Annotated in this window: 22 protein-coding genes; 7 read left to right on the top strand and 15 right to left on the bottom strand. The window is 73.2% G+C overall.

The features are described 5' to 3' along the window. Positions 1-19: 19 nt before the first annotated feature. Positions 20-490: a molybdenum cofactor biosynthesis protein MoaE gene (locus EKO23_RS04745; protein ID WP_134714626.1), complete on the bottom strand. Its 471-nt coding sequence runs from the start codon at positions 488-490 to the stop codon at positions 20-22. Positions 491-557: 67 nt separating this feature from the next. Between EKO23_RS04745 and EKO23_RS04740 the strand changes: the two genes are divergently transcribed. Together EKO23_RS04740 and EKO23_RS04735 are read left to right on the top strand one after the other, a co-directional pair. After that, positions 558-1,871: a zinc-dependent metalloprotease gene (locus tag EKO23_RS04740; protein WP_134714624.1), complete on the top strand. Its 1,314-nt coding sequence runs from the start codon at positions 558-560 to the stop codon at positions 1,869-1,871. Continuing rightward, positions 1,868-2,437: an NUDIX domain-containing protein gene (locus EKO23_RS04735; protein ID WP_217702465.1), complete on the top strand. Its 570-nt coding sequence runs from the start codon at positions 1,868-1,870 to the stop codon at positions 2,435-2,437. The genes EKO23_RS04740 and EKO23_RS04735 overlap by 4 nt, the downstream gene beginning before the upstream one ends. 13 nt (positions 2,438-2,450) lie before the next feature. Here the strand turns inward: EKO23_RS04735 and EKO23_RS04730 are convergent, their stop codons facing one another. The 3 genes from EKO23_RS04730 to EKO23_RS04720 form a co-directional block, all read right to left on the bottom strand. Next, positions 2,451-3,008 (bottom strand): M48 metallopeptidase family protein, encoded by a 558-nt coding sequence (locus EKO23_RS04730; protein ID WP_134714622.1) that lies wholly within the window; start codon positions 3,006-3,008, stop codon positions 2,451-2,453. Between the two features lie 10 nt (positions 3,009-3,018). Further along, positions 3,019-4,065: a PHP domain-containing protein gene (locus tag EKO23_RS04725; protein WP_246050907.1), complete on the bottom strand. Its 1,047-nt coding sequence runs from the start codon at positions 4,063-4,065 to the stop codon at positions 3,019-3,021. Positions 4,066-4,404: 339 nt separating this feature from the next. Continuing rightward, entirely contained in the window at positions 4,405-5,232 is an 828-nt protein-coding gene (locus tag EKO23_RS04720; RefSeq protein WP_134714618.1) for an enoyl-CoA hydratase/isomerase family protein, read from the bottom strand. Between the two features lie 209 nt (positions 5,233-5,441). Between EKO23_RS04720 and EKO23_RS25080 the strand changes: the two genes are divergently transcribed. Both EKO23_RS25080 and EKO23_RS04715 read left to right on the top strand, forming a co-directional pair. After that, positions 5,442-5,600 carry a DUF5679 domain-containing protein gene (locus tag EKO23_RS25080; protein ID WP_167880327.1) on the top strand — a complete coding sequence of 53 codons (159 nt, stop codon included), beginning with the start codon at positions 5,442-5,444 and terminating at the stop codon, positions 5,598-5,600. Positions 5,601-5,719: 119 nt separating this feature from the next. After that, positions 5,720-6,625, top strand: coding sequence for a hypothetical protein (locus tag EKO23_RS04715; RefSeq protein ID WP_134714616.1), 906 nt, complete (start codon positions 5,720-5,722; stop codon positions 6,623-6,625). A gap of 35 nt (positions 6,626-6,660) precedes the next feature. On the opposite strand, the gene EKO23_RS25075 is transcribed toward EKO23_RS04715, so the two are convergent. From EKO23_RS25075 to EKO23_RS04695, 5 genes are all read right to left on the bottom strand, one after another. Further along, on the bottom strand, positions 6,661-6,825 hold the full coding sequence (locus EKO23_RS25075) for a hypothetical protein (protein WP_167880326.1): 165 nt from the start codon (positions 6,823-6,825) through the stop codon (positions 6,661-6,663). 79 nt (positions 6,826-6,904) lie between these two features. Next, positions 6,905-7,087 carry a hypothetical protein gene (locus EKO23_RS04710; RefSeq protein ID WP_134714614.1) on the bottom strand — a complete coding sequence of 61 codons (183 nt, stop codon included), beginning with the start codon at positions 7,085-7,087 and terminating at the stop codon, positions 6,905-6,907. Positions 7,088-7,106: 19 nt separating this feature from the next. After that, a complete protein-coding gene (locus EKO23_RS04705; protein ID WP_246050906.1) occupies positions 7,107-7,256 on the bottom strand; it encodes a hypothetical protein in 150 nt (49 codons plus the stop codon). A gap of 76 nt (positions 7,257-7,332) precedes the next feature. Beyond that, complete coding sequence (locus EKO23_RS04700) at positions 7,333-7,644, bottom strand: WhiB family transcriptional regulator (RefSeq protein ID WP_134714610.1); 312 nt, start codon at positions 7,642-7,644, stop codon at positions 7,333-7,335. 479 nt (positions 7,645-8,123) lie between these two features. Then, positions 8,124-10,169: an ATP-dependent DNA helicase UvrD2 gene (locus EKO23_RS04695; protein WP_134714608.1), complete on the bottom strand. Its 2,046-nt coding sequence runs from the start codon at positions 10,167-10,169 to the stop codon at positions 8,124-8,126. A 127-nt stretch (positions 10,170-10,296) separates the two neighbouring features. On the opposite strand from EKO23_RS04695, the gene EKO23_RS04690 reads away from it, so the two are divergent. After that, entirely contained in the window at positions 10,297-10,530 is a 234-nt protein-coding gene (locus EKO23_RS04690; RefSeq protein ID WP_134714814.1) for a mycoredoxin, read from the top strand. Between the two features lie 137 nt (positions 10,531-10,667). Here EKO23_RS04690 and EKO23_RS04685 read toward each other — a convergent pair whose 3' ends face one another. From EKO23_RS04685 to EKO23_RS04675, 3 genes are all read right to left on the bottom strand, one after another. Further along, positions 10,668-11,531 (bottom strand): hypothetical protein, encoded by an 864-nt coding sequence (locus EKO23_RS04685; protein ID WP_134714606.1) that lies wholly within the window; start codon positions 11,529-11,531, stop codon positions 10,668-10,670. A 298-nt stretch (positions 11,532-11,829) separates the two neighbouring features. Further along, positions 11,830-12,738 (bottom strand): NAD(+) diphosphatase, encoded by a 909-nt coding sequence (nudC, locus tag EKO23_RS04680; RefSeq protein WP_134714604.1) that lies wholly within the window; start codon positions 12,736-12,738, stop codon positions 11,830-11,832. Next, entirely contained in the window at positions 12,735-14,660 is a 1,926-nt protein-coding gene (locus EKO23_RS04675; protein ID WP_134714602.1) for a M3 family metallopeptidase, read from the bottom strand. Before EKO23_RS04675 ends, nudC begins: the two co-directional genes overlap by 4 nt. Before the next feature lie 79 nt (positions 14,661-14,739). On the opposite strand from EKO23_RS04675, the gene deoD reads away from it, so the two are divergent. Next, the gene (deoD, locus tag EKO23_RS04670) at positions 14,740-15,453 is read left to right on the top strand and encodes a purine-nucleoside phosphorylase (RefSeq protein WP_134714600.1); all 714 of its coding nucleotides are present in this window, start codon (positions 14,740-14,742) and stop codon (positions 15,451-15,453) included. A gap of 4 nt (positions 15,454-15,457) precedes the next feature. Here the strand turns inward: deoD and EKO23_RS04665 are convergent, their stop codons facing one another. Next, the gene (locus EKO23_RS04665) at positions 15,458-18,661 is read right to left on the bottom strand and encodes an ATP-dependent helicase (protein WP_246050905.1); all 3,204 of its coding nucleotides are present in this window, start codon (positions 18,659-18,661) and stop codon (positions 15,458-15,460) included. After that, positions 18,658-21,897, bottom strand: a complete 3,240-nt coding sequence (locus EKO23_RS04660) for an ATP-dependent helicase (RefSeq protein ID WP_134714598.1) — start codon at positions 21,895-21,897, stop codon at positions 18,658-18,660. Before EKO23_RS04660 ends, EKO23_RS04665 begins: the two co-directional genes overlap by 4 nt. Before the next feature lie 192 nt (positions 21,898-22,089). On the opposite strand from EKO23_RS04660, the gene EKO23_RS04655 reads away from it, so the two are divergent. Beyond that, positions 22,090-22,635: a hypothetical protein gene (locus tag EKO23_RS04655; RefSeq protein ID WP_217702464.1), complete on the top strand. Its 546-nt coding sequence runs from the start codon at positions 22,090-22,092 to the stop codon at positions 22,633-22,635. Between the two features lie 155 nt (positions 22,636-22,790). On the opposite strand, the gene bar is transcribed toward EKO23_RS04655, so the two are convergent. Further along, positions 22,791-23,885, bottom strand: coding sequence for a barbiturase (gene bar / locus EKO23_RS04650; protein WP_134714596.1), 1,095 nt, complete (start codon positions 23,883-23,885; stop codon positions 22,791-22,793). Positions 23,886-23,890: the final 5 nt, after the last annotated feature.

Here is a 23,890-nt window from a genome sequence, read left to right as displayed (position 1 = left end):
GACTCGCGCGCGTGCGTGGTCAGGGCGCGCCAACCCACTCCTCGTCCCCGTCGGCGAAGACCTGGTGCTTCCAGATCGGCACCCGGTCCTTGAGCCGGTCGATGAGGGCCCGCGACGCGACGAACGCCTCGCCACGGTGCGCGGCGGCCACGGCCACGATCACGGCAGCGTCGCCGATCGCCAGCGGGCCGGTGCGGTGAACGGCGGCCAGCGCCAGCACGTCGTACTCCCCCGCGACCTCGTCGCACACCGCACGCAGCGTCGCCTCGGCCGTCGGGTGCGCCGAGTAGTCCAGACCGGTCACGCCGCGGCCGCCGTCGTGGTCGCGCACCCGCCCCACGAACAGGGTCAGGCCGCCCGACGCGTCGTCGTCCAGCGCGGCCAGCACCTCGTCCACCGACAGCGGGGTCTCGCGCAGCGCGACGAGGCGCACCCGCGGGTCGGGCGCGGACGACCCTGACGACGGGGCGGACGACGGTGAAGCGGTCATGGGACGGAGCGTAACCGCCGGCTCGCCCGCATCGACCGGCTCACCGGTCCCCGAGTAGTTTGGGGGCATGAGCGACAACCCCGGTGAGCAGCCGGACAACCCCTTCAAGGGCACGCCCTTCGAGCAGTTCTTCGGCGGCGGCCAGATGCCCGACCTGGCCGGACTGATGAGCCAGGTGCAGGCGATGATGACGCCGCACGAGGGCCCCGTGAACTGGACGCTCGCCGGCGACATCGCCCGCCGCGCCGTCGCGCAGCAGCCCGACCCCTCCCCCACGCAGCGGCAGCAGGACCAGGTCGCCGACAGCGTCCGTCTCGCCGACCACTGGCTGGACGAGGCCACCACGTTCTCCTCGGGCGTCACCTCCACCGCGGCGTGGAGCCGCGCCGAGTGGGTCGAATCCACCCGCGAGGTCTGGCGGCGCCTGGTCGAGCCGGTCGCCGAGAGCGTCGTGGGCGCGATGGGCAACGCCCTCCCCGAGGACGCCCGCGCCATGGCCGGACCGCTGATCGGGATGCTCGGCCAGATGGGCGGCGCCATGTTCGGCAGCCAGGTCGGCTCCGCGCTCGGCGGGCTCGCCACCGAGGTGCTGACCGCCTCCGACATCGGCCTCCCGCTCGGACCCGCCGGCAAGGCGGCGCTGCTGCCGACCAACGTGGCCGCGTTCGCGGAGGGCCTCGACGTCTCGGAGGAGGACGTGCTCCTCTACCTCGCGCTCCGCGAGGCCGCCCACCAGCGCCTCTTCGCGCACGTGCCGTGGCTGCGGGAGCACCTGCTCTCCGCGGTCGCCGACTACGGCCGCGGCATCACCATCGACACCGCGGGCATCGAGGAGCAGATCCAGGGTCTCAACCCCTCCGACCCGGCCGCGCTGCAGAAGGCGCTGGAGGGCGGCCTCTTCGAGCCGGCCAAGACGCCCGAACAGGAGGCCGCGCTGAGCCGGCTGGAGACCACGCTCGCGCTGGTCGAGGGCTGGGTCGACGAGGTGGTCGGCCAGGCCACCCACGAGTGGATGCCCGCCGCCGCGAAGATGCAGGAGGCGGTACGCCGCCGCCGGGCCGCCGGTGGTCCCGCGGAGGAGACCTTCGCCGCGCTGGTCGGGCTCGAGCTGCGCCCACGCCGGCTGCGCGACGCCTCGACGCTGTGGGGCTCGCTGCGCACCCGGCAGGGCATCGAGGCCCGCGACGCCGTGTGGCTGCACCCCGACCTGCTGCCCACCGCCGCCGACCTCGACGACCCGCTCGGCTTCCGTGAGGACGTCGGCTCGCCGGAGGAGCTCAGCGACGACGACTTCGAGGCCGGGCTGCGCCAGCTGCTCGACGAGGGCAGGGGCGACGGCCCCGACCCGGGGACCACCCCGGACACCGACCCCGAGAAGTGAGCGCCGGCGCACCGGCCGACCCGCTCCACGTCGACGCGCTGGCGACCCTGACCGGCTGGGTTCCGCCCACGCCCGGCCAGGCCGCAGCCCGGGACCGCTACGTCACGCACCTGCGCGCGCACGGGGACGGGATGCGCCGGGAGTGCTATCCGGACCACCTCACCGCGAGCACCCTGGTGCTCTCGGCGGACGGGGACGCGGCGCTCCTCACGCTGCACGCGAAGGCCCGGCGCTGGTTCCAGCTCGGCGGGCACTGCGAGGCCGGCGACCGGTCCCTCGTGGAGGCCGCCGCCCGCGAGGCCCGGGAGGAGTCCGGCCTGGCCGGGCTCTCCCTCGACCCGGTGCCGGTGCAGCTCAGCGAGCACCCGGTGCCGTTCTGCGACCCGCGCGGCGGGGTCCACCACCTCGACGTCCGGTTCGTCGCGGTCGCCGCGCCGGGCGCCGACCACGCGGTCAGCGCGGAGTCGCTGGACGTACGGTGGTGGCCGGCCGACGCGCTGCCCGAGCCGGAGCCCGACCTGGTCGAGCTGGTCGCGCTGGGCCGCGACCGGCTGCGGAGCCGCTGACCCCGCTGGGTCGTCAGCGCTCGACGTCGTCGACCGGGGTGTCCTCGTCGTCCTCCGAGCCCGGCGGCGGCTCGAGGTGCGCGGCCGAGGAGTAGCCCTGGAGGTAGCCCTTGGCCCGTTCGGCCCTCGGGTAGTTGTCGACCCACGCCCAGAACTCCGGCGTGTGGCCGTGCTCCAGCAGGTGCGCGAGCTCGTGGACCAGCACGTAGTCGACCACCCACGACGGCAGCCCCTGCAGCCGCGACGACAGCCGGATCGATCGGTCTCCGGGCGTGCACGACCCCCAGCGGGCGTTCTGGTTGGTGACCCAGCGGACGCTGTCCGGCTTCGCCATCCCGCCGAGGTAGGCGTCGGACAGCTCCCGTGCCCTCCGCGCCAGCTGGGCGTCGTTCGGCCGCTTCCGCTTCTCCGACCGCTCCAGCCGGGCCACCATCGTGTCCACCCACTGCGACTCCTGCGCCCGGGTCATGGTGGCCGGGATCAGGACCACGACCTTGTCGCCGTCGCGGTACGCCGAGACCGTACGGCGGCGCCGCTTCGAGCGGCGTACCTCGATCTCGGGGCGGTCCATGCCAAGGAATCTATCGGTTCGCCCAGGCCAGCAGGCGGTCCGCGGGCCAGGTGTTGACGATGCGGTCGGGGTCGATCCCGGCCGCCTCGGCCCGCTCCGCGCCGTACGCGAGGAAGTCGAGCTGGCCGGGCGCGTGCGCGTCGCTGTCGATCGAGAACAGGCAGCCCGTGTCGCGGGCCAGCTCCAGCAGCTTCGTGGGCGGGTCGCGCCGCTCGGGCCGGGAGTTGATCTCGACCGCGACGTCGTTCTCCGCGCAGGCCTCGAACACCGCGCGTGGGTCGAACTGGCTCTGGTTGCGGGTGCCGCGGTTGCCGGTGACCAGGCGGCCGGTGCAGTGGCCGAGGACGTTGGTGCGCGGGTTCCGCACCGCCGTCACCATCCGCCTGGTCATCGCCGGCGACTCCATCGCGAGCTTGGAGTGCACGCTCGCGACGCGGACGTCGAGCCGGGCCAGCATCGCGTCGGTCTGGTCGAGGCTGCCGTCGTCGAGGATGTCGACCTCGATGCCCTTGAGCAGCCGGAACGACCCGTCCAGGTGCGTGTTGACCGCGTCGACGACGTCGAGCTGTCGCGCCAGCCGCTCGGCACTCAGCCCGCGGGCCACCTTCAGCCTCGGCGAGTGGTCGGTGAGCACCAGGTAGTCGCGGCCGAGCTCGATCGCGGTGAACGCCATCTCCTCGATCGGCGACCCGCCGTCGGACCAGTCGGAGTGGGAGTGCAGGTCTCCCCGGATCCGGGCCAGCAGGTCGGCCCCGCCGGGGGCCAGCGGCCCGGCCTGCTCGCGCTCCAGCCGGGCCAGCCGCTCGGGCATCCGCCCGTGCCAGGCCTCGGTGATCACCCGGGCCGAGCTCTTGCCGATCCCGGGCAGGTCGGTGAGCGTGCCGGCCTCGACGTGGGCGGCCAGGTCGGCCGCGGGCATCGGGAGCACCGTGGCGGCGGCGCTGCGGAACGCCTTGACCTTGAAGGTGTCCTCGCGGGCCCGCTCGAGCAGGAACGCGATCCGGCGTAGCGCGGCGACCGGCCCGGCGGCGTACCCGCCCTCGGTCCCGTCAGCCACGATTTCCTCCGGAGTTTCTTTTCTCCACACCCGGCCGGGCGGCATCGTGCCTGCTCAGCCCCGGGGTACGGCGGGTCGCGGGCGGGGTGTCCACAGCCTCATCCCGACGTGGTCCACAGTCAACCGCGCCACCTCCACAGGGTTGTCCACAGCCTTGTCCACAGGGGTGGACGGAGCTCCGTTGACGCCTCCGGGAAACCCTCCTAGGTTGGGCGCCGATGAGGCCCCCGGTCGTCCGCTTCGGCGGGCACCTCCACGTTCGCAAGGGGAAGGCAAGCGTGGGGATGCCGACAGGGGGCCTCTTCTCCTGCCCGGTCCCGGGTCGGACGGCCGCCTGGCTCACCGGCCGGTGAACCGCGGCGCCCGCTTCTCGGCGGCCGCCCGGATCCCCTCCTGGAGATCGGCGGTGGCCAGCGTGACCGGTTGCGCGAGCGCCTCCCACTGCAGGCAGGCCTCGAGGTCGGCGTGGCCCCTGGCCAGGGCGACCTTGGTGTAGCGGGTCGCGATCGGCGCGTTCGCCGCGATGCCCTCGGCCGCCTCGGCGACCATCGCGTCCAGGTCCCCTGCCGGCGCCACCCGGGAGACCAGCCCCAGCCGCAGCGCCTCGTCGGCGTCGACCACCCGGCCGGTGAGCAGCAGGTCGCGGGCCGCCGCCTCGCCGACCACGTCCGGCAGCAGCCAGGTGCCGCCCATCCCGGCGTGCATGCCCAGCCGCACGAACGGGGCGCCGAGCTTCGCGCTGGCGACGGCGTACCGGAGGTCGCAGGCCAGCGCCAGGCAGAGCCCGGCCCCGATGGCCGGGCCGTTGACCGCAGCGATGGTGGGCACCTCGAGCCGGCGGATCGACAGCCAGGCCCGGTAGAACGGCATCATCCGGTCGCGCAGGTGGTCGACGGTTGCGTCGGGCTCGCTGGCGATCCAGGAGGTGTTGCCGCCCGAGCAGAACGCACTGCCCTCGCCCGTCACCACGACCACGCGTACGTCGCGGTCGTCGGCGAGAGCGTCCACCGCGCGCACCCAGGACGCGGTCATCTCCTCCGACATCGCGTTGCGCTGCTCGGGGTTGTCGAGCACGAGGCGGACCACACCGGGTGCCGGACGTTCGAGACGCAGGTGGGTCAGGGCAGGGTGGGTCAGGGTGGGATCCGGACGGTCGTCGGGGGCCATGCCGGGCACCCTACCGACGGGTCAGGGTGCCGGCAGGCCGTCCCGGTGCGGCGTGCGCCACGCCTGAGCGTGCGGGGGCGCCTCCCACACCCTCGCGTGAGCGTGCCGTAGGGTCGTGGTGGTCGGAGGGAACGACATCCGACCCCGGCGGGCTTCCCTGAACCCCCGTCGCGACGACCGATACAGATGAATCAGGCAAGGAGGCCGTCATGGCGGAGACCTGGAGCGGCGAGTTCTACTGCGTGAAGTGCAAGGCCAAGCGTGAGGCAACGGGCGAGGTCAAGGTGAACGACAAGGGCACCCGGATGGCCAAGGCCACCTGCCCGGTCTGCAGCACCAACCTCAACCGGATCCTCGGCAAGGCCTGAGCAGCCCACGATCCATCTCGCGACGGCGCGGTCCCACCGGGGACCGCGCCGTCGCGTGTCTCGCGGGGCCTGTGGACGACGGCCGCGTCGCCGGACGCTCCTGTGCGAGGGTCGGCGCCATGAGCCGCCCGCACCCCGCCTACCCCGCCCGGCCACTGCTGCGGCCCGGGGCCCGGGTGTGCCGGCGCGCCGACGGCCAGCTCCAGGTCGGGCTGGAGGCGCGGATCGCGCTGGTCGCACCCGACACCGCGGAGGTCCGGACCGTGCTCGACGGCCTGCTCGCGGGGAGCCCGCCGCCGCACCCGTCGGCCTTGTCGCCGCGAGTGGCTCGGCTCTGCTCCGACCTGCTCGACCGCGGGTTGGTCGTCGACGGCGACGACCTGCTGTCCGCGGTCGGGGCGGCGCGGGACCGGCGTACCGCCGAGACCGTGGCCGCCACCTTCGCCGAGCACGGCACCTCCGCCGGCGACCTGCTCCGGGCCCGTGCCCGGGCGCCGGTCCGGGTCCTGCACCAGCGGGCACCGCGCAGCGCGGCCCGCTGCCGGGCGCTGCTCGCGGAGGCCGGGGTCGCGGAGGGTGACGGCGGTCCGGTGCTGCTGGTCGCCCGCACCGAGCCCGACCGGGCTCTCACCGACACCTGGATGCGCGCCGACCGGCCGCACCTGCTCGTGACACTGGTCGACGGCGTGGTGCGGGTCGGTCCGTTCGTGGTTCCGGGGCAGACCTCGTGCGTGCGCTGCGTGGATGCGCACCACACCGAGGTGGACCCCCGGCGGTCCCTGGTGCTCCAGCAGTACGCCGAGGTGGGCCGACCGCGGGTCGGCTTCCCCGATCCGGTCCCCCACGACCTGCTCGAGCTGGCGCTGGCCTGGGCGGTCCGGGACCTGGTCGGCTGGATCGACGGTCGGCGACCGCGGTCCTGGTCGGCGACGCTGCAGGTCGACCCGGGCCTCATGCTGCCGCTGACGCCGTGGCCGGCGCATCCGGCGTGCGGCTGCTCGTGGGGCGTGCGGTTCGCGGGCTGACGGGTGCGTGGGGCCTGCCCGTCAGGAGCGGGGACCTACCACCACTCGCTGTCGAGCTTGGACTCCATCGCCCGCAGGTTCTCCCGGGAGCAGGTCTCGCAGAAGACCCGCTTGCGGCCGTTCTCGACCGCCGTGGTCCAGGTCAGCGGCATCTGGTCGCCCTCGGACCGGCGGCCGCAGTAGTCACAGGTTGATGCCACCCGGCCACCGTAACGCGCCAGCCGGGCCGGCGGCCCCGGATGGGGCCACCGACCCGGCTGGGCGTCACGGCCGGCGCGCTCACAGGGAGCGGGCCAGGGCGAGGCGGGCCTGACGGGCCTTGCGGCCGACGCGACGGCTGAGCTCGAGCTCACGGCCGCGCCGCAGCTGCTGCGCCTCTCGCAGGCGCGAGCTCGTATGCTCGCGGGCCAGGTTCTCGTTGATGAGATTCATGTTCTTGCTCCGGTTCTTGAATAGATTCACGTGGGTGGGTGTTCCTCGGTCAGTTGGCCAGGGACAGGCGGGCCTGGAGAGCCGCCTGCTGAGCCCGACGGCTCGTGCGGCGTCCACGGACGAGCTCGCGTCCACGCCGCAGCTGCTGCGCCTCTCCCAGGCGCTCGGCCATTTGGGCTCGGGCCAGGTTCTCGTTCATGAGATTCATGTTCTTGCTCCGGTTCTGGTGAAGGTTCATGGCGTGCTGTTCTGCTTTCGGGTCAGGCGCCGGCCGGTCAGGCGGCGTCGTTCTTGCGGGGTCGGCCCCGAGGGCGCTTGCGGGGGATCACCACTCCCTGAAGGAAGAGCTCTCCGCCCCAGACGCCCCACGGCTCCCGACGCTCGAGGGCTCCGGCGAGGCACATCTGTCGAACGGGGCAGTCCGTGCAGAGGGCCTTGGCGAACTCGACGTCGGCAGGCAGCTCGGCGAAGAAGAGCTCGGGGTCGTTGACCCGACAGGGAAGCTGCTCCTCGTCGACCTGGTCGGCCGCAGCGTGCAGGTCACCGAGGGTGGTCTTCTCGACGGCCTCCAGAACGCTGATGGTCATGTTGTGTCACCTCCTCAGTGACCTGATCGTTGGTGTTGATCGGTGTGGGGTGCGGCTGGTGAAACAAAAAGGCCGCGGATCCCGGGTTTCGGGTTCCGCGGCCTGGAGGCTGCCGATGAGTTGCACTCAACTCGTCGGTGGACTCCAGACACTGGTCCCCGGGGTGGCTCCCTTGAGAGCGGACACGTGCGTACGAACCTTCACGTCGTCAGCGCACGCGACAGCACCGAAGCCGTAGGCGGGCATGACGAGACGCGGCTGGTTCGCAGCCGTGCGAATGATCTGGATGCTGTTCATCTGTGCCCACCTCCTTCGGTGAAATCGTGCGCGGACGGTGCCAAGGTCCTGTGCGCGTGCCTTCGAGTTAGAGAAAAGTAGCGGACCCGCCCTGTAAGGGGCAATCGATTTTGTGGGTATTTCCCGGAATTTCTCGTGATCTGGCGGCCACCCGCCCTCGGGACGCGTGGCCAGCCCCCTTGTCAGGCACCCACGAGAGCGAGCACGTCGTCGGCGTACCGCTCGATCTTGGCGGGGCCGATGCCGCTGATCCGCTCCAGCTCCGCCGTGCTCGCCGGCTTGACCTCGGCGATCGCCTCGAGGGTCTTGTCGGTGAACACGACGTACGCCGGGACCTGGTCCTCGGTGGCCCGGGCCAGGCGCCACTCCTTGAGCCGCGCGAACAGGTCCTCGTCGTACGTCGCGGGGCAGTCGCCGCAGCGACCCACCTTGCGCTCGCTCGCGGTCGCGAGGGGGCGGCCGCACGACCGGCACCGGGCGGCCTTGCCGCGTGCCTTGGTGGGCGCCGACGCGGCGGTGAGCGTCTCCGGGGCGATGCCGGCGAGGAACCGGGACGGCTTGCGGGTACGGCGGCCGCCGGGGTTGCGGGCCAGGCTCCACGAGATCGCGAGGTGCTCGCGGGCCCGGGTCAGCCCGACGTAGAGCAGGCGACGCTCCTCCTCGACCTCTGCCGGGGTGGAGGCGAAGGTGATCGGCACCGAGCCCTCCTGAACGCCGCACACGAAGACCGCGTCCCACTCGAGGCCCTTGGCAGCGTGCAGGGTGGCCAGGGTGACGCCGTCCGCGACCGGGGCGTGCTGCTCGGCGGCGCGCTTGTCGAGGTCGTCGACGAACCCGCCGAGCGTGGAGCCCATCGCGGGGTCGGCCACGAACGCCTCGGCCTGGGCGACCAGCGCCTGGAGAGACTCCCAGCGGTCGCGGGCGGTGCCCCGGCCGGTGGGTGCCTCGGCCGTCCAGCCCATGCCAGCCAGGGTGGCCCGCACCTCGGCGACCAGGTCGTCGCCGCCCTGCCCGGAGCGGGCGGCGCCGCGGAGCAGGGTGACCGCCTGGCGCACCTCGGCCCGGTCGAAGAACCGGGCCGCGCCGCGGATGACGTAGCCGATGCCGCGGGCCGCCAGCGCGTCCTCGAACGCCTCGGACTGGGCGTTGATCCGGAACAGCACCGCGATCTCCGAGAGCGGGACGCCGGAGCGCCGCAGCGCCAGCACCTCGGCGGCGACCGCCTCGGCCTCCTCGACCTCGTCGGGGTGCTCGCGGTGCGTGACCGCCGGGCCGGCCGGGCGCTGTGCGGCGAGCTCGACCCCGCGGGACGACGAGCCGGCCAGCAGCGTGTTGGCGGCGGCCACCACCTGCGGCGTCGAGCGGTAGTTGCGGACCAGGTCGATCGAGGTGGTGCCGGCGTACTTCCTCGGGAAGTCGCGGAGGTAGGCGGCGTTGGCGCCGGCGAAGCTGTAGATCGTCTGGGCCGGGTCGCCGACGACGCAGATCTCGTCGCGCCCGCCGAGCCACAGGTCGAGCAGCGCGGCCTGCAGCGGCGAGACGTCCTGGTACTCGTCGACGGTGAAGAACTTGTACTGGCGGCGGATCTGGGCGGCGATCCGCTCGTCCTCGGCGAGCATCGCCGCGGTCAGCAGCAGCACGTCCTCCATGTCCATCCGGCCCTGGCCGCGCTTGACGTCCTCGTAGGCGGCGAGGACCCGGGCCACGGTCTCCGCGTCGAGCCCGTTGACGTCGCGTCCGCGGGAGGCGGCGAGGGCGGCGTACTCGTCGGGGCGGACGTTGCTCACCTTGGCCCACTCCACCTCGGAGGCGAGGTCCCGCAGCTGCCCCTGGTCGGCCTGGAGCCGCTGCCGGCGGGTGGCGGCGGCGAGCAGCGGGATCTTGGACTCGGTGAGCGTGGGCAGCTCGGCGCCGTGCAGGTGCGGCCAGAAGTAGCGCAGCTGGCGCAGGGCGGCGGCGTGGAAGGTGCGCGCCTGCACGCCCGGCGCCCCGAGCTGGCGCAGCCGTCCGCGCATCTCGCCGGCCGCGCGGGTGGTGAAGGTCACCGCCAGCACCTCGGTCGGCTGGTAGACCCCGGTGGCCACCCCGTGCGCGATCCGGTGCGTGATCGCCCGGGTCTTGCCGGTGCCGGCGCCGGCGAGCACGCGGACCGGGCCTCGGAGGGCCTCGGCCACCTGCCTCTGCTCGGGGTCGAGCGCGTCGAGGAGGGCGTCCGGGCGGGGGGTCATCAGGAATAGTTGCCTTCTGCAGATGGTTGGTACCGTCGAGACCTGAACTCTAGATGCCCGAGGGGACAACCACGTGACCACCGACATCGGTATCGACACTGCGATCGGAAGCCGGACCGCCGTCACCATGTACACCACTCCGTGGTGCGGTTACTGCCACCGCCTGAAGAGCCAGCTCGACCGCGAGGGCATCGCGTACGACATCGTCGACATCGAGCAGCAGCCCGAGGCAGCGCAGATCGTGGAGTCCGCCAACAACGGCAACCAGACCGTGCCCACGCTGGTCTACGCCGACGGCACCGCGCAGACCAACCCGAGCCTGGCCCAGGTCAGGGACAAGCTCGCCGCGCTCGCCTCCTGACCCCCTCTCCCGCTGCCCCACCCACTGACCCGGCACATCCTGTGCCGGGTCACCCTCTGTCAGACCTGCCGAGTCGGCACATCCTGTGCCGGGTCGTCGTCTGCCGGGCCTGCCGAGTCGGCACGTCCTGTGCCGGGTCAGCGCGCGTGGTCGGCGTACATCTGCCGGAGCCGGCGTGCCGGGTCGGCGTCTCGCCCGAACAGGTCGACGTCCGTGAATACCTCAATGTGGATGTCGCGGGTCTCGGTGATCCACTCCCTGCGCACGCCGTCCTCCCGGGCCCGGTGGGCGTGGAACGCGACCCCGTCGTACTCGGCCGCAACGCGACGGATCGGGTCTGCCAGGTCCAGCCGGTATCGCTCGATCCCACCGTCGTCGAACACAGGCAACTGGGGCACGGGCCGACCGAGACCTGGCTGCTCCTCCCAGTGGAGCCGGAGCATCGACTCCGGCAACGACTCAGCCCGGGGGTCCACGCGAGGAGCGAGGTCACGAAGCTGGACCACGCCTCGCTGGCCGCGGAACCGCTCGATGCCGGCCAGCAGTTCGTCCTTCGAGAACTCCCCCAGGCGAAGCATCGCGTCGAGGCCTCCCATGGCTCGGTAGCGGGGCTGGAGACGCCCCAAGTCCCACGCGGTGCGCACCGCCGTCGTGACGCGCAAACCGGCGATCTCGACGATGTCGCCCTCGTCGAAGTGCCGTTCGCCGCTGCGCACGCCCGGTATCCGCATCCGGTCGTGGCCAGCCTCCTTGAAGACCGAGGCCGGGCGAACGGAGAGGTGCCCGCCCGGCGGCTCGACGTCGATGCCGCGTACCCACGCCGCCGTGGTGTCGCACACCACCGCCTCGGGTGGCGCGACCAAGCGCACCGCTGAGATGCGCAGGTCTGGGCTGTCCGGCGTGCCGGCGACCAGGTAGACACTCTTGAACAGACGCACCAGCTCGTGCCGCTCGCACATCGCCGTTAGCGCCCACGGCGGGATGCCGGCCTGCCGAGCCATCTCCGTCGTGAACGGCAGTCGTGGATCCAGCCCCCGAAGCGGGAGTACGTCGATCGGTGGTGGCAGGGCGAGCGAGGGTAGGGGCCTGCCTTGGGACCGGGATCGACTGATGGGCACGCTGAACAGGGTGTCGTCATTCTACGATCACTGCTCGCGTCATCCACAGGCAGGGCTTCCGGTCTCCGGTGAGTCGGCACAAGACGTGCCGGGTCACCGTCCAACAGCCCGGGTGAGTCGGCACAAGATGTGCCGGGTCACCGTCCAACAGCCCGGGTGAGTCGGCACAAGATGTGCCGGGTCACCAGCCGGGGCTGACCAGGCGCGCGCCGTACCAGTGCTCGAGGAGTGACGACGAGATCGAGACGCCGGCGGGGATCATCACGCTGCCGTCGTCGAGGGCGGCCTTCATCTCGGCGCGGGTGAACCAGCGAGCGGTCTCGATCTCCTCGCCGTCCACGTGGACGTCGCGGGTGAGGGCGCGGGCGGTGAAGCCGAGCATCAGGCTGGCGGGGAGCGGCCAGGGCTGGTTGCCGAAGTAGGTCACCTCGCCGACCGGGACCCCGACCTCCTCCATCACCTCGCGGCGTACGGCGTCCTCGAGCGTCTCCCCCGGCTCGCAGAAGCCGGCCAGCGTGGAGTAGCGGCCCTCGGGCCAGCTGTGCTGGCGCCCGAGCAGGATCGCCTCGTCGTCCGCGTCGCCGTGCGTGACCGCCATGATCACCGCGGGGTCGGTGCGCGGGAACTGCGCCTTGCCGCAGTCGGGACAGCGCAGCTCGTGGCCGGCCGACCGGGGCTCCAACCGGCCGCCGCACCGCGGGCAGTGCCGGGTTGCCCAGTGCCACTCGGCCATCCCGATCGCGTGGAACAGCAGCGGCGCCTCCTCGACCACGCCGGCCGCGAACCGCGGCAGGACCGCCCGCAGGCCGACCCAGTCGCCCCGCTCCCCCGGCGCCTCGGCCGGGTCGACGAGGACCGCGAACCAGGTCCGCCCGCCGCGCTCCCCGAGCAGCACCCGGGTGCCGTCGGGCACCTCCGCGGACGGCCGCCAGTCGGGTGCCCCGTCCACCGGGCGCAGCCGGGTGCCGGCGACCACCAGTACCCGGGTCTCCGGGTCCGCCCACCGCGCCGCCAGCCAGTCGGCGTCGACACGACGCACGCCGGCCCGGTCGTGCGCGTTCGCCGCCAGGTCGAGGTGCGGGAAGCTCACAGCGCCGGGCTCCGCTCGAGCCACGCCCGGAAGGCGGCGGCGTCGTACGGCCGGCCGAGGAAGTCCTCGACCAGGTCGGCGGCGTCCCGGCTGCCGCCCGGCGCCAGGATCCGGTCGCGGTAGCGGTGCGCGACACCGGTGGCGAACAGGTCGCCCGGGTCGAACGCCCCGAACAGGTCCTTCGCGATGACCAGGCTCCACATGTAGGTGTAGTACGCCGAGGAGTAGCCGGTCAGGTGGCCGAACGCGGTGAAGAAGTGGGCGTCCTCCAGCGGGGCGATGAGGTTGTACTGCTGCCACAGCTCGCGCACCCGGGCGTCGATGTCGGCGGGACGCTCCCGGTGCAGGTGGTAGGACACCGCGGCGTAGAACATCTGCGCGCTGGCGAGGTACCCCTTGCCGAACTCGTCGGCTGCGCGCATCCGCTCCACCAGCGCGACGGGGATCGGCTCGCCGGTCTCGTCGGTCGCGAAGCCCCGCAGCACGTCGGCGTCCCACGCCCACTCCTCGAGCATCTGGCTGGGCGCCTCGACGAAGTCCCACTCGGTGGCGACGCCCGAGAACCGGACCCAGCGGTGCCGGCCGGCCAGCACGTGGTGGACCAGGTGGCCGAACTCGTGGAAGAGCGTCACCACGTCCTGGTGGCTCATCAGGCCACGGGGGAAGTTGCACACCAGGACGCCCTCCGGCAGCTGCACGCCCGCGATGCCTGGCACCAGGTCGAACTGCGCGGCATGGTTGAACTTTCCCTCGCGGGGGTGCAGGTCGAGGTGGATGCGACCCAACGGCGCCCCGTCCAGGCTCACGTCGTACGTCGCGACGTCGGGGTGCCAGGCCGGCGCCTCGTGCACCCGCTCGTAGTGCAGCCCGAAGAGCCGGCCGGTCACGTCGAGGAGACCCTGCCGGACCTTGCCGAAGTCGAAGTACGAGCGGACCTCCTGCGCGTCCAGCTCGAACTTCTCGCGGCGCACCAGCTCGGCGTAGTAGCGCCAGTCGGCCATGTCCACGCGCTCGATCGCCGGGTCCTCGCGGTGCGCCTGCTCCAGCAGCACCGCCAGGTCGCGCTCTCCCGCGTCGCGGGCGACGGCCGCGATCTCGTCGATGAAGGCACCGATCGCAGGGCCCTCCCCGATCATCTTCACCTCGGCGTCGTACGACGGCCAGTCGGGGTAACCGAGCAGCGTCGCGTGCTCGTGGCGCACCGTCAGCAGCTCGGCGAGCACCTCGGCGTTGTCCGGCCAGGCGACGTTCAGGAACGAGGTGGACACCGCGTGCCGGGCCTCGCGGTCGGTGGAGAAGGTCAGGAACGGGTTGGTGTCGGGGTACTCCGTGGTGACCGTGACCTCGTCGCCGACCGCCGGGTGCTCGTCCACCCAGTCCGCGGGCAGGCCGTCCAGCGCGGCGACCGGCACCTGGGTGCTGCGCCGGCCCTCCCGGATGCCGCGCGCGAACGTCTGCTCGAGGTCGGTCTCGCGCTCGTTGATCTCGCGCAGCCGCGACCGGGTCGGCTCGTCCCGGTCGACACCGGCCCGGCGGAAGTCGCGCAGGGAGTGGTCGATCACCCGCCGCGCGCCCTCGTCCAGGCCGGCCGGGTCCACCGCCACCAGCGCGGCGTACACACCGGCGTCGAGCATCAGCTCGGTGCGGAACTTCTCCGCGGCCACGACGTGCTTCTCGGCCTCCTCGCGGAGGTCGGCGTCGGGGTGGACCTGGCTCATCAGGTGCGCGGCGTGCACGCCGTTGGCCAGCTCGGTGCCCAGCCGGTTCCACACGTCCAGCGGGTCCGCGGGCCCGGCCACCAGCTCGTCCCGGAGGTTTCCGGCCCGGGTCAGCGCGGTGTCGCAGCGGTCGGTCAGCCAGGCGGACCAGTCGCCGTCGAGGTCGGGCAGGGACAGGGGTTCGGGTGCGGCGTCGGTGCTCACGTGGGCAGGCTACATACGATGCCGACATGAACACCCCAACGGACCACTCGCTCCGCTCCCGCTGCGCCGGGGACCCCGAGTGAGCACCCACATCGGCGCCGAGCCCGGCGCGATCGCCCCCCACGTCCTGATGCCCGGCGACCCGCTGCGCGCGAAGTGGATCGCCGAGACCTTCCTCGACGCCGCCACCGGCTACAACGAGGTGCGCGGGATGCTCGGGTTCACCGGCACCTGGCGGGGCCACCGGATCAGTGTGCAGGGATCGGGGATGGGCCAGCCGTCGTTCGCGATCTACGCCAACGAGCTCTTCGACCAGTACGACGTGCAGTCGGTCGTGCGGGTCGGCTCGTGCGGCGCCCTGGTGGAGAAGGTCGGCGTGCGCGACGTGATCCTGGCCTCGGGCGCCTGCACCGACTCCGGGATGAACCGGGTGCGTTTCCACGGGCTCGACTACGCGCCGGTGGCCGACTTCGGCCTGCTCCGGGCGGCGTACGACGCGGCGCAGGCGCGCGACGACGTGACCGCGTGGACCGGGCTGATCTTCAGCGGCGACCAGTTCTACACGCCGCGTCCCGACCTCATGGAGCCGATGGTCGAGCACGGCGTGCTGGGCGTGGAGATGGAGGCGAGCGCGCTCTACACGCTGGCCGCGAAGTACGGCCGCCGCGCGCTCGCGATCTGCACGGTCTCCGACCACATGGTGACCGGCGAGGAGACCACCGCCCTCGAGCGGCAGGAGACGTTCTCCGCGATGGTCGAGATCGCGCTCGAGGCGGTCACCAGCCAGGCCTGACCCGTCAGGCGTCGGCAGCGACCAGCCCCTCGAGCTCGTCGCGGCCCGGGAGCCCGTCGTGCTCGACCAGCCGGCCGCTGCGGACGTAGTAGAAAGCTGCCCGCACCCGGTCGACCGGCACCCCGGCCAATTCCGCCCACGCCAACCGGTAGACGGCGAGCTGGAGCGGGTCGGCGGTCTCCGCGCGGTTGGTCTTCCAGTCGACGAGGAGGTAGCTGCCATCGGGCTCGGCGTAGACCGCGTCGATCCGGCCGCGCACCACCTGTCCGGCCAGCACCAGCGCGAACGGCGGCTCGACGGTGTGCGGGACCCGGTCCGCGAACGGCCCCACCTCGAAGGCCGCGATCAGCTCGCGCAGGTCGGACTCGTCGTCGACCCCGGAGTCCGCGCGCCCCGGCAGCTCGTCGGGATCGAGCAGCTGTTGCTGCCCGAAGCGGGCCTCGACCCAGGCGTGGAAGCGGGTGCCGAACCGGGCCGCCGGCGAGGGTTGGCGCGGCATCGGCCGGGCCAGGTCGCGCGCGAACTCCTCCGGGTCGTCGCGCAGCCGGGCCAGCGACGTCGCGGACAGGCTGGAGGGCAGCGGCACCACGATCTCGGTGGACCGGTCGCGGCGGGCCTCCTCGACCAGCCGGTCGAGCTCGACGTCCCAGTCGGCGACCACGGCTGCCTCGATCATGTCGAGACCGGCGTCGGGCGCGTCGGCGTCGACCTCGGCCACCCGGCGGGCTGCCTCGATCCGCAGCGCCGCCTCGATGCCGGTGCCGGTGGCCGGCCACGGTCGGGACGGGTCGACGGCGTCGTAGGGGTTGGGGTCACCCTTCTGCGGTTTCTCGGCCCACGCCTCCACCGGTTCTCCGGCCTCCTCGAGCCAGTCGCGGACCTCGCGCTGGTAGGACGAGGGGCCGAACGGGGTGGCCCGGGGGCTCCAGAGGTAGGAGCTGACCGCGAGCCGGTGCGCGGCTCGGGTGAACGCGACGTACCCCAGGCGCAGCTCCTCCTCGGCGTCGTGGGCTCGCGTGTCGGCGCGGTAGGCGTCGAGCGCGGCCTTGTTGTAGCCGGCCAGCTGGGGCAGGTCGTGGGCGTCGCCGCGCAGCGCCGCCGGCAGGATCGACGGGGACGACGTCCACAGGGTGCGGGACCGGTTGGACGGGAACCGGGTCTCGCAGACGCCGACCAGGAACACCGAGGACCACTCCAGGCCCTTGGAGCGGTGCACGGTGAGCAGCTTGACCGAGTCCGCCTCGGTCGGGGTGGCCACGTCGAGGCCGTTGCCCTGGTCGTCCTCGGCGGTGAGGTAGGCCAGCAGCGCCGGCAGCGTGACGTCGCCGTCGACCGCCTGGAACTCCGCAACCGCCTTGACGAACAGGTCGAGGTTGTCGCGCCGGGCGCCGGCCGCCGGGCTGACCGCGGAGGCGAGCTCGACGTCGGTGCCGGTGGTGTCGATGATCCGGCGGACGATGTCGAGCAGCGGCTCCCCGACGTACGTGCGAAGCATCCGGAGCTCGGCCGAGAGCAGGGCGAAGCGCTCCAGCGCCTCCGGGGAGTACGCCGCGTCGCCGGGGTCGGCGAGCGCGTCGTCGAGCGAGGGGATCTCGGCGGGGTCGATGCCGTCGGCGATCGTGACCAGCAGCTCGTCGACCGAGTCGCCGTTCCCCCGGACCTGACGGCCCGCGAGCTCCCGGGCCCGGCGGGCCAGCAGCCGCAGGTCGCGCGGCCCGACCGCCCAGCGGGGGCCGGTCAGCAGCGTGAGCAGGGCGGCGTTGGCGGTGACGTCGTGGAGCAGGTGCAGGATCGCGACGATCTCCGCGACCTCGGGCAGCCGCAGCAGGCCGGACAGGCCGACGATCTCGACCGGGATCCCGGCACCGGTGAGCACGTCGAAGACGTCCTCGGCGTGCGCGTTGTCGCGGGTGAGCACGCCGATGTCGGACCACAGCTCGTCGTGCGCCTCCGTCACCGCCTCGGCCAGCCAGGCAAGCTCGTCGGCGTGCGTCTGGAACACCCGGGTCTCGACCACCCCCTCGCCGGCCTCGGGCTTGGGCACCAGCGGCTCGACCTGCGGGAACCTGTCGTGCAGCGGGGCTGCCAGCCGGTTCGCGACCGCCAGGATCCGGCGTTCGGAGCGGCGGTTGACGGTGAGCGGGTGGACCGGCACCGGGCCGCCGTCGCGGGCCGGGAAGGTCTGGTCGAAGTGGAGGATGTTGCTCACCGAGGCGCCGCGCCAGCCGTAGATCGCCTGGTTGGGGTCGCCCACCGCGGTCACCGCGTGGCCGCGCCCGGACGCCGGGTCGGGGCCGGCGAACAGCCGGGACAGCATGATCGCCTGCGCGACGGAGGTGTCCTGGTACTCGTCGAGCAGCACGACCTTGAACCGCGACCGCTCCAGCGCGCCGACGTCGGGCTGCTCGCTGGCCAGCCGGGCGCCGAGCTCGATCTGGTCGGAGAAGTCCATGAGGCCGAGGTCGCGCTTGAGCCGGCGATAGGCCTCGACCAGCCCGAGCAGCTCGGCACGGCGGTCGATCGCGTTGATCGCCTTCTCGACCGGCTCGCGGTACGTCGTGCGGTTCTTGCCGTTCGTCTCCTCCTCGAGCGCGCGGAGGAAGCCGCGGCGCGCCTCCTCGTCCACGCGGCGTACGGCGGCGGCGTCGACGAGGTGCTCGCTCATCGCGCCGTCGAGGGCGAGGAGGTTCTGGATCGCGGTCTCGGGGTGGTCGGTGAGGTGGCGGACCTCGCCGGTGTAGCGGTCGATCGCGCGGGCGCCGAGCTGGTAGCGGGCGGCGTCGGTGATCACGCGGGTGTCGGGCTCGTGGCCGATCCGGAGGCCGTGGTCGGTGAGCAGGGACGCGGCGTACGCGTTGTACGTCGCGACCGTCGGCTCGAGGATGTCCTCACCATCGTCGGGGTCGCCCTCGTCGAGGGCGCCGGCGGTGCGCAGCGCGGCGCGGATCCGTTGCCGGAGCTCGCTGGCGGCCTTCGTGGTGAAGGTCAGTCCGAGCACCTCGTCGGGCCGGACCTGACCGGTGACCACGAGGTAGACGACGCGGGCCGCCATCAGCGTGGTCTTGCCCGAGCCGGCGCCGGCGATCACGACCGCCGGCGACAACGGCGCCGAGATGGCCGCCCACTGCTGGTCGCTGGGGGCGTAGGGGGTCCGCATGACCCGGGCGAGGTCATCGGGGGTGTCGATGCGGATCGGGGTCGTGGTCACTGGGCGGTCACCGAGCCTGCGCTCTTGATGGGGCAGATGGGGACGAAGGAGCAGTCGCGGCAGTGCTGGCCCGCGACCGCAGGGAAGCTCTCCGCCCGTAGCAGGGCGGCGGTGCGGCCGAGCCGACCGCGCAGGTCGTCGCGCTGGGGGCCGTCGTCGGGTTGCGGGTCCTGCGGCTGGACCACCGCCCGCTCGCCGCAGTCGGTGAGCCCGAGCTGGACCAGCTCGGCTCCCCCGGCCTCGGCGGGCTCGCCGGTGAGCGCGTCGACGGCGCCGTGGTCGACGGCGTACTGGTAGAGGCCGAGCTGGAGGTGCCCCTCGACCGCCTTGGTGGACGGCTTGGTGCGGCCGGACTTGAGGTCGACCACGACGACGCGGCCGTCGGCGTCGAGCTCGAGCCGGTCGGCGTACCCGGTGAGCCGCACTCGCTCGCGGTCCGGCAGCTCGACCACGGTCTCGAACTTCGCCTCGGTGGCCAGCAGCCGACGCGGGTTGGCGTGGTGCCAGGCGAGGAAGCGGCCGAGCGCGGCCCGGACCCGCTCGTGCTCGCGGGCCTTCGACCACGGGGTGCGGAAGTCGAGGCGGTCCCAGATCCGGTCGACGTGCTCCATGAGCACGTCGACGTCGTCGGGTCCGGCGGCGAGCTCGCCGGAGGCGACCCGCTCGGCGAGCGCGTGCAGCAGCTCGCCGAGGTTGGCGGACTGGTGGGCGCGGGCCACGCCGCCGGCCTCGCGCTCGAGGAACCACTGGGTGGGGCAGACCTGCATCGACTCGAGGACGCTGGCGGAGACCGGCACCGGCTGGGCGGGGTCGCGGACCGGCTCGACCGACCGGCTGGCCGAGCGAGTGCCCCACCAGGTCGACGGGTCGGCGCTGGGGACTAGCGGGCGGGTGCCGGTGGACTCGCGGGCCAGCCGGGCCAGCCGTCGGGCGGCGGCCTCGCGGAGCGGCTCGCTGGTGGCCGGGTCGGCGAGGGTACGCCGCAGCTCGCCGACCAGCCCGCCGAGCGAGAGCGGCCGGACGGGCCGGCCGACCACGTGCTCGACCTGGACGCCGAGCTCCCCGAGGAACCGGGACGGCTGCTCGCCCTCGTCGTCGGCGGCCTGGACCGCGGTGACGACGAGCCGCTGCCGGGCGCGGGTGGCGGCGACGTAGAACAGGCGGCGCTCCTCGAGCAGCAGCTCGCGCACGGAGACCGGCGGCACCACGCCGTCCGTCCCGATCCGGTCGGCCTGGAGCAGGGTGGAGCGGCGCCGCTGGTCGGGCCAGCCGTCCTGCTGGACGTGGGCGACCACGACCAGCCGCCACTCGAGGCCCTTGGAGCGGTGCGCGGTGAGCAGTCGGACCGCCGCGCCGCGGGCGCCGCGGTCGGCGAGCGTGTCGGCGGGGATCTGCTGGGCGACCAGCGAGGCGAGGAAGTTGCGGACCCCGACGTGGTCGCGCTGCTCCTCGGCGCGAGCGGCGATCCCGAACAGCGCGCAGATCGAGTCCAGGTCGCGGTGCGCCCGCCGAGCCGCGCCGCCGCCGAGCCCGACGGACCGGCGCAGCCGCTCGGGCCAGCCGGTGCGAGACCACAGCGTCCACAGCAGCTCCTCGGCGGTCGCCCCGCGGTCGAGCTCGTCGCGCGCGTCGTGCAGCAGGGCGGCCAGGCCACGGGCCCGGACCACCTCGGGACCCTCGAGACCGTCGAGGAAGGTGCCGTCGGTGACCACCCGACGCAGCAGGTCGCGGGAGGGGCGCGGCGCCCGGTCCTCGGTGCGGGACGCGGCCTTCTCGCGGACGCGCAGCTGCCGGGAGAGCCGGCGTACGTCGCCCGCGTCGAGGCCGCCGATCGGGCTCAGCAGCAGCGCCTCGGCCCGGCCTGAGTCGAGGTGGTCGACATGCTCGACGTCGTCGTTGTCGAGGTTGACCACCGCGCGCAGCGCGTCGAGCAGCGGGAGCACCGCCGGGTCGCGGACCAGCGGAACCTCGTCGGAGGCCACCTCGACAGGCACGCCGGCGGCGCCGAGCGCCCGGCGCAGCGGCGGGATCGAGCCGCGGCCGGAGCGGACCAGCACGGCCATGTCGTCCCAGGGGATGCCCTCCTCGAGGTGCGCCCGGCGCAGCAGGTCGGCGAGGTGCTCGGCCTCGGCCCGCTCGGTGTCGAAGGTGCGGACTACGACCCGGCCCTCCCCCAGCCCGCCACCCTCGGCGACCGGCTCGAGGAACGCCTCGCGGGCCTCCTCCGGGATGCTGCCGGGCAGCGCCAGCCGACGGGCGACCCGCTGGGAGGCGAGGAGGAGGCGCGGGCCGAACCGGCGCGTCGTACGCAGCGCGATGACGTCGGCAGGGCGGCCGTCGGCCCGCGGGAACGCGGCCGGGAAGTCGAGGATGCCGCGGACGTCGGCGCCGCGGAAGCCGTAGATCGACTGGTGCGGGTCCCCGACCACCGTGAGGTCGCGACCGTCCCCGGCGATCGCGCGGAGCAGCGCGACCTGTCCGGGGTCGGTGTCCTGGTACTCATCCACGAACACGTGCCGGAACCGCTGCCGCAGCTCGTCGCGGTGCGCCTCGGCCTCGATCGTCGCCCGGCGGATCAGGTCGGCGTAGTCGGTGGCGCCCTGAGCGTCGAGGTTGGTGAGGTACTGATCCAGGAACCGGCCGGCCGCGATGAACTCGGGGAGGTCGTTGGCCTCGCCGAGCGCTCGCAGCGCCGTGCCGTCCAGGCCCTTCTCGCGGGCCCGCCCGAGCACCGCGTGCACCTCGCGGGCGAACCCCCGGGTGCCGAGCGCGCGGGACAGCGAGCCCGGCCAGGTGACCGACTCCTCGTGCTGGTGCAGCAGCTCGCGGAGCACCACGTCCTGCTCGGGCGCGGACAGCAGCCGCAGCGGCGCCTCGTAGAGGTCGGGCGGGCTGTAGGCGCGGATCAGGCCGTAGGCGAAGGAGTGGAAGGTCGAGCAGAGCGTCGACGAGGTGGTGCGGGCCATCCGCGCGGTGACCCGGTCGCGCAGCTGCTCGGCGGCCTTGCGGGAGAACGTCAGCGCCAGCACCTGGTCGGGCTGCGCGCCGCGCTTCTCGATCCGGTCGACGATCGCCTCGACCAGCGTCGTGGTCTTGCCGGTGCCGGGTCCGGCCAGCACCAGGAGCGGCCCGCCCTCGTGCTCGACCACGCGTCGCTGGTGCTCGTCGAGCTCGACCGGGGCGACGCCCTGGGGCGCGGACGCGGCGAGCCGGAACGTGGGGTTGGTGGTGGTCATCGCGGCCAACCTAACCATCCCGCGCCGACACCCCGCCGAACCGTGCGCAACGGCGGGCCGAGCCATACGAGATGGCGGGTCCGCCGGTCGAGGAGGTCGCGCAGCGACCGTCTCGAGACCAAGGACCCGGAGTGCGCCGTGCGGCCCGTCTTGCGCGCCGAACGGCCACGAATTGCGCGCTAGCGTCGAGGCATGGGGCTCGTGGACCGGCTGCTGCCGTCGGTCGTGCCGCGTGACGTGGAGGTGGCTGTCGGCCTGCCCGGCGACGACCTGGTCCCGCACGCGGACGTCGTCATGGACCGCGCCTTCTCGGTCGACGCGCGGCCGGCCGCGGTCTGGCCGTGGCTCGAGCAGCTCGGGAAGCGCCGGGCGGGCTGGTACCTCCCGCGCCGTCTCGAACGCGCCCTCCCCTCCTCACGGCGGGCCCTACGACGCCTCGACCCGTCGTACGGCGGGCTGCAGGTGGGCGACGTGATCCCCGACTACGGCGGGCGGGACGAGACGTTCACGGTCGCGATGACCGCGGCACCGTCGTACCTCGTCTACACCTCGCGCCGCCGCGGCACCGACGTCTCGTGGGCGATCGTGCTCACCCCCGAGGACGTCCGCACGCGCGTGCACCTGCGTCTGCGCCTCGGCCCCGTGAAGCATGTCCGGCTTGCCGAGGTCGCCGGCGGGCTGTTCGACGCGCTCACCATCGCCGGGATGGCCGCCGGCCTGCGCGAGCGGGTGTGCTGACGCCACCATTTCGCAGGGCTCGGCAGCCGCTGGTTGAGGAGGGCGTTCTGGGCCCCTCTCGAAACCAACGTCGCAACACGTGGAGGTTTCGAGACGGTCGCTGCGCGACCTCCTCAACCACCGAACGCAAGACCTGGCCGTTCGGCGTACGACGGTCAGCCGAGGTCGACGATCGCGGCGACGGGGCCGCCGCCCTCGGGGCCCTGGTGCGCGGCGGAGACCGACACGAAGACCGCGGGGTCACCGGTGACGGCCGCGGTGACGCCGCCGACGCACGACTTGATCTGGCGGTGCCAGTGCACGTCGGAGTCGTCGAGCATCGCGTTGCGGCGGCCGCGGACCATGCCGTCCTGGGAGGCCTCGCACTTGAGGAAGAGGTTCACCAGCCGGCCGTCGAGGTCGCTGTGGTGGGGGCGCTCCGGCAGGTCGAGGCCGGCGTCGCGGATCGCCTCCCAGAGGCCGTCCTGGTCGAGGGCGTCCTTCATCACCGAGTGGCCGATGCGGTACCGGCCGCCGACGCCGGGCGCGTTGCCGACCACCACCACCTGGGCCTGGTCGAGCTCGACGCCGGAGGAGCAGGAGGCGACCGAGGAGTACAGGTCGCGGTCGTGCATGACGTCCGCGTCGGTCGGCATCTCGATCTCGCCGAGCGCGACCGCGATGCCGAGGGCGGTGACACCGTTGGAAAGGTCCATCGACTCGTGGGTGTGCTCGGTCCACACGGTCTTGCCGCGCGACTTCGCGTCGCGGATGGTGTGGATGGTCAGCAGCGGGGTCTTGGTCTGCACGTAGTGCACGTCGGCCGGGTCGGTGATGCCGGCCCGCTCCATCGCGACCTTCACCGCGTCGGCGACCTTGGAGATCATCGGGGTGCGGCCGATCTCCTCGGGCAGCAGCTGCTCGCTCATCGCGAAGCCGACGGTGAGCCGCGGCTCGTCGGTGGGCTCGGCGTCGGTGGTGGCGAAGATCGTGGCGTGCGGGCTGATCACGCCGTCGGTGCCGCCGGACCACACGATCGGGACCTGCTTGACCTGGTCGGCGGGCGCGCCCTTCTCGACCAGCACCTCGCGGAACGCCCGGTCGGCGATGATCCGGGTGTAGTCGTTGACGCCGCCGTTGCCCTCGGTCTTGCCGATGATCGCGATGACGCGGTCGGCGGCCATCACGCCGTCGTCGATGAGCTTGGCGAGCTCGGAGGCGTCGGCGACGGAGTGGATCGGGACCTTGCGTACTTCGATCGCGCTGGGCATGGCGT

It is taken from the genome of Nocardioides guangzhouensis (genome assembly GCF_004519545.1).
GTDB lineage: Bacteria > Actinomycetota > Actinomycetes > Propionibacteriales > Nocardioidaceae > Nocardioides > Nocardioides guangzhouensis.
Note: the sequence above shows the minus strand (reverse complement) of the source record. Positions and strands in the feature narration are given on the sequence as shown.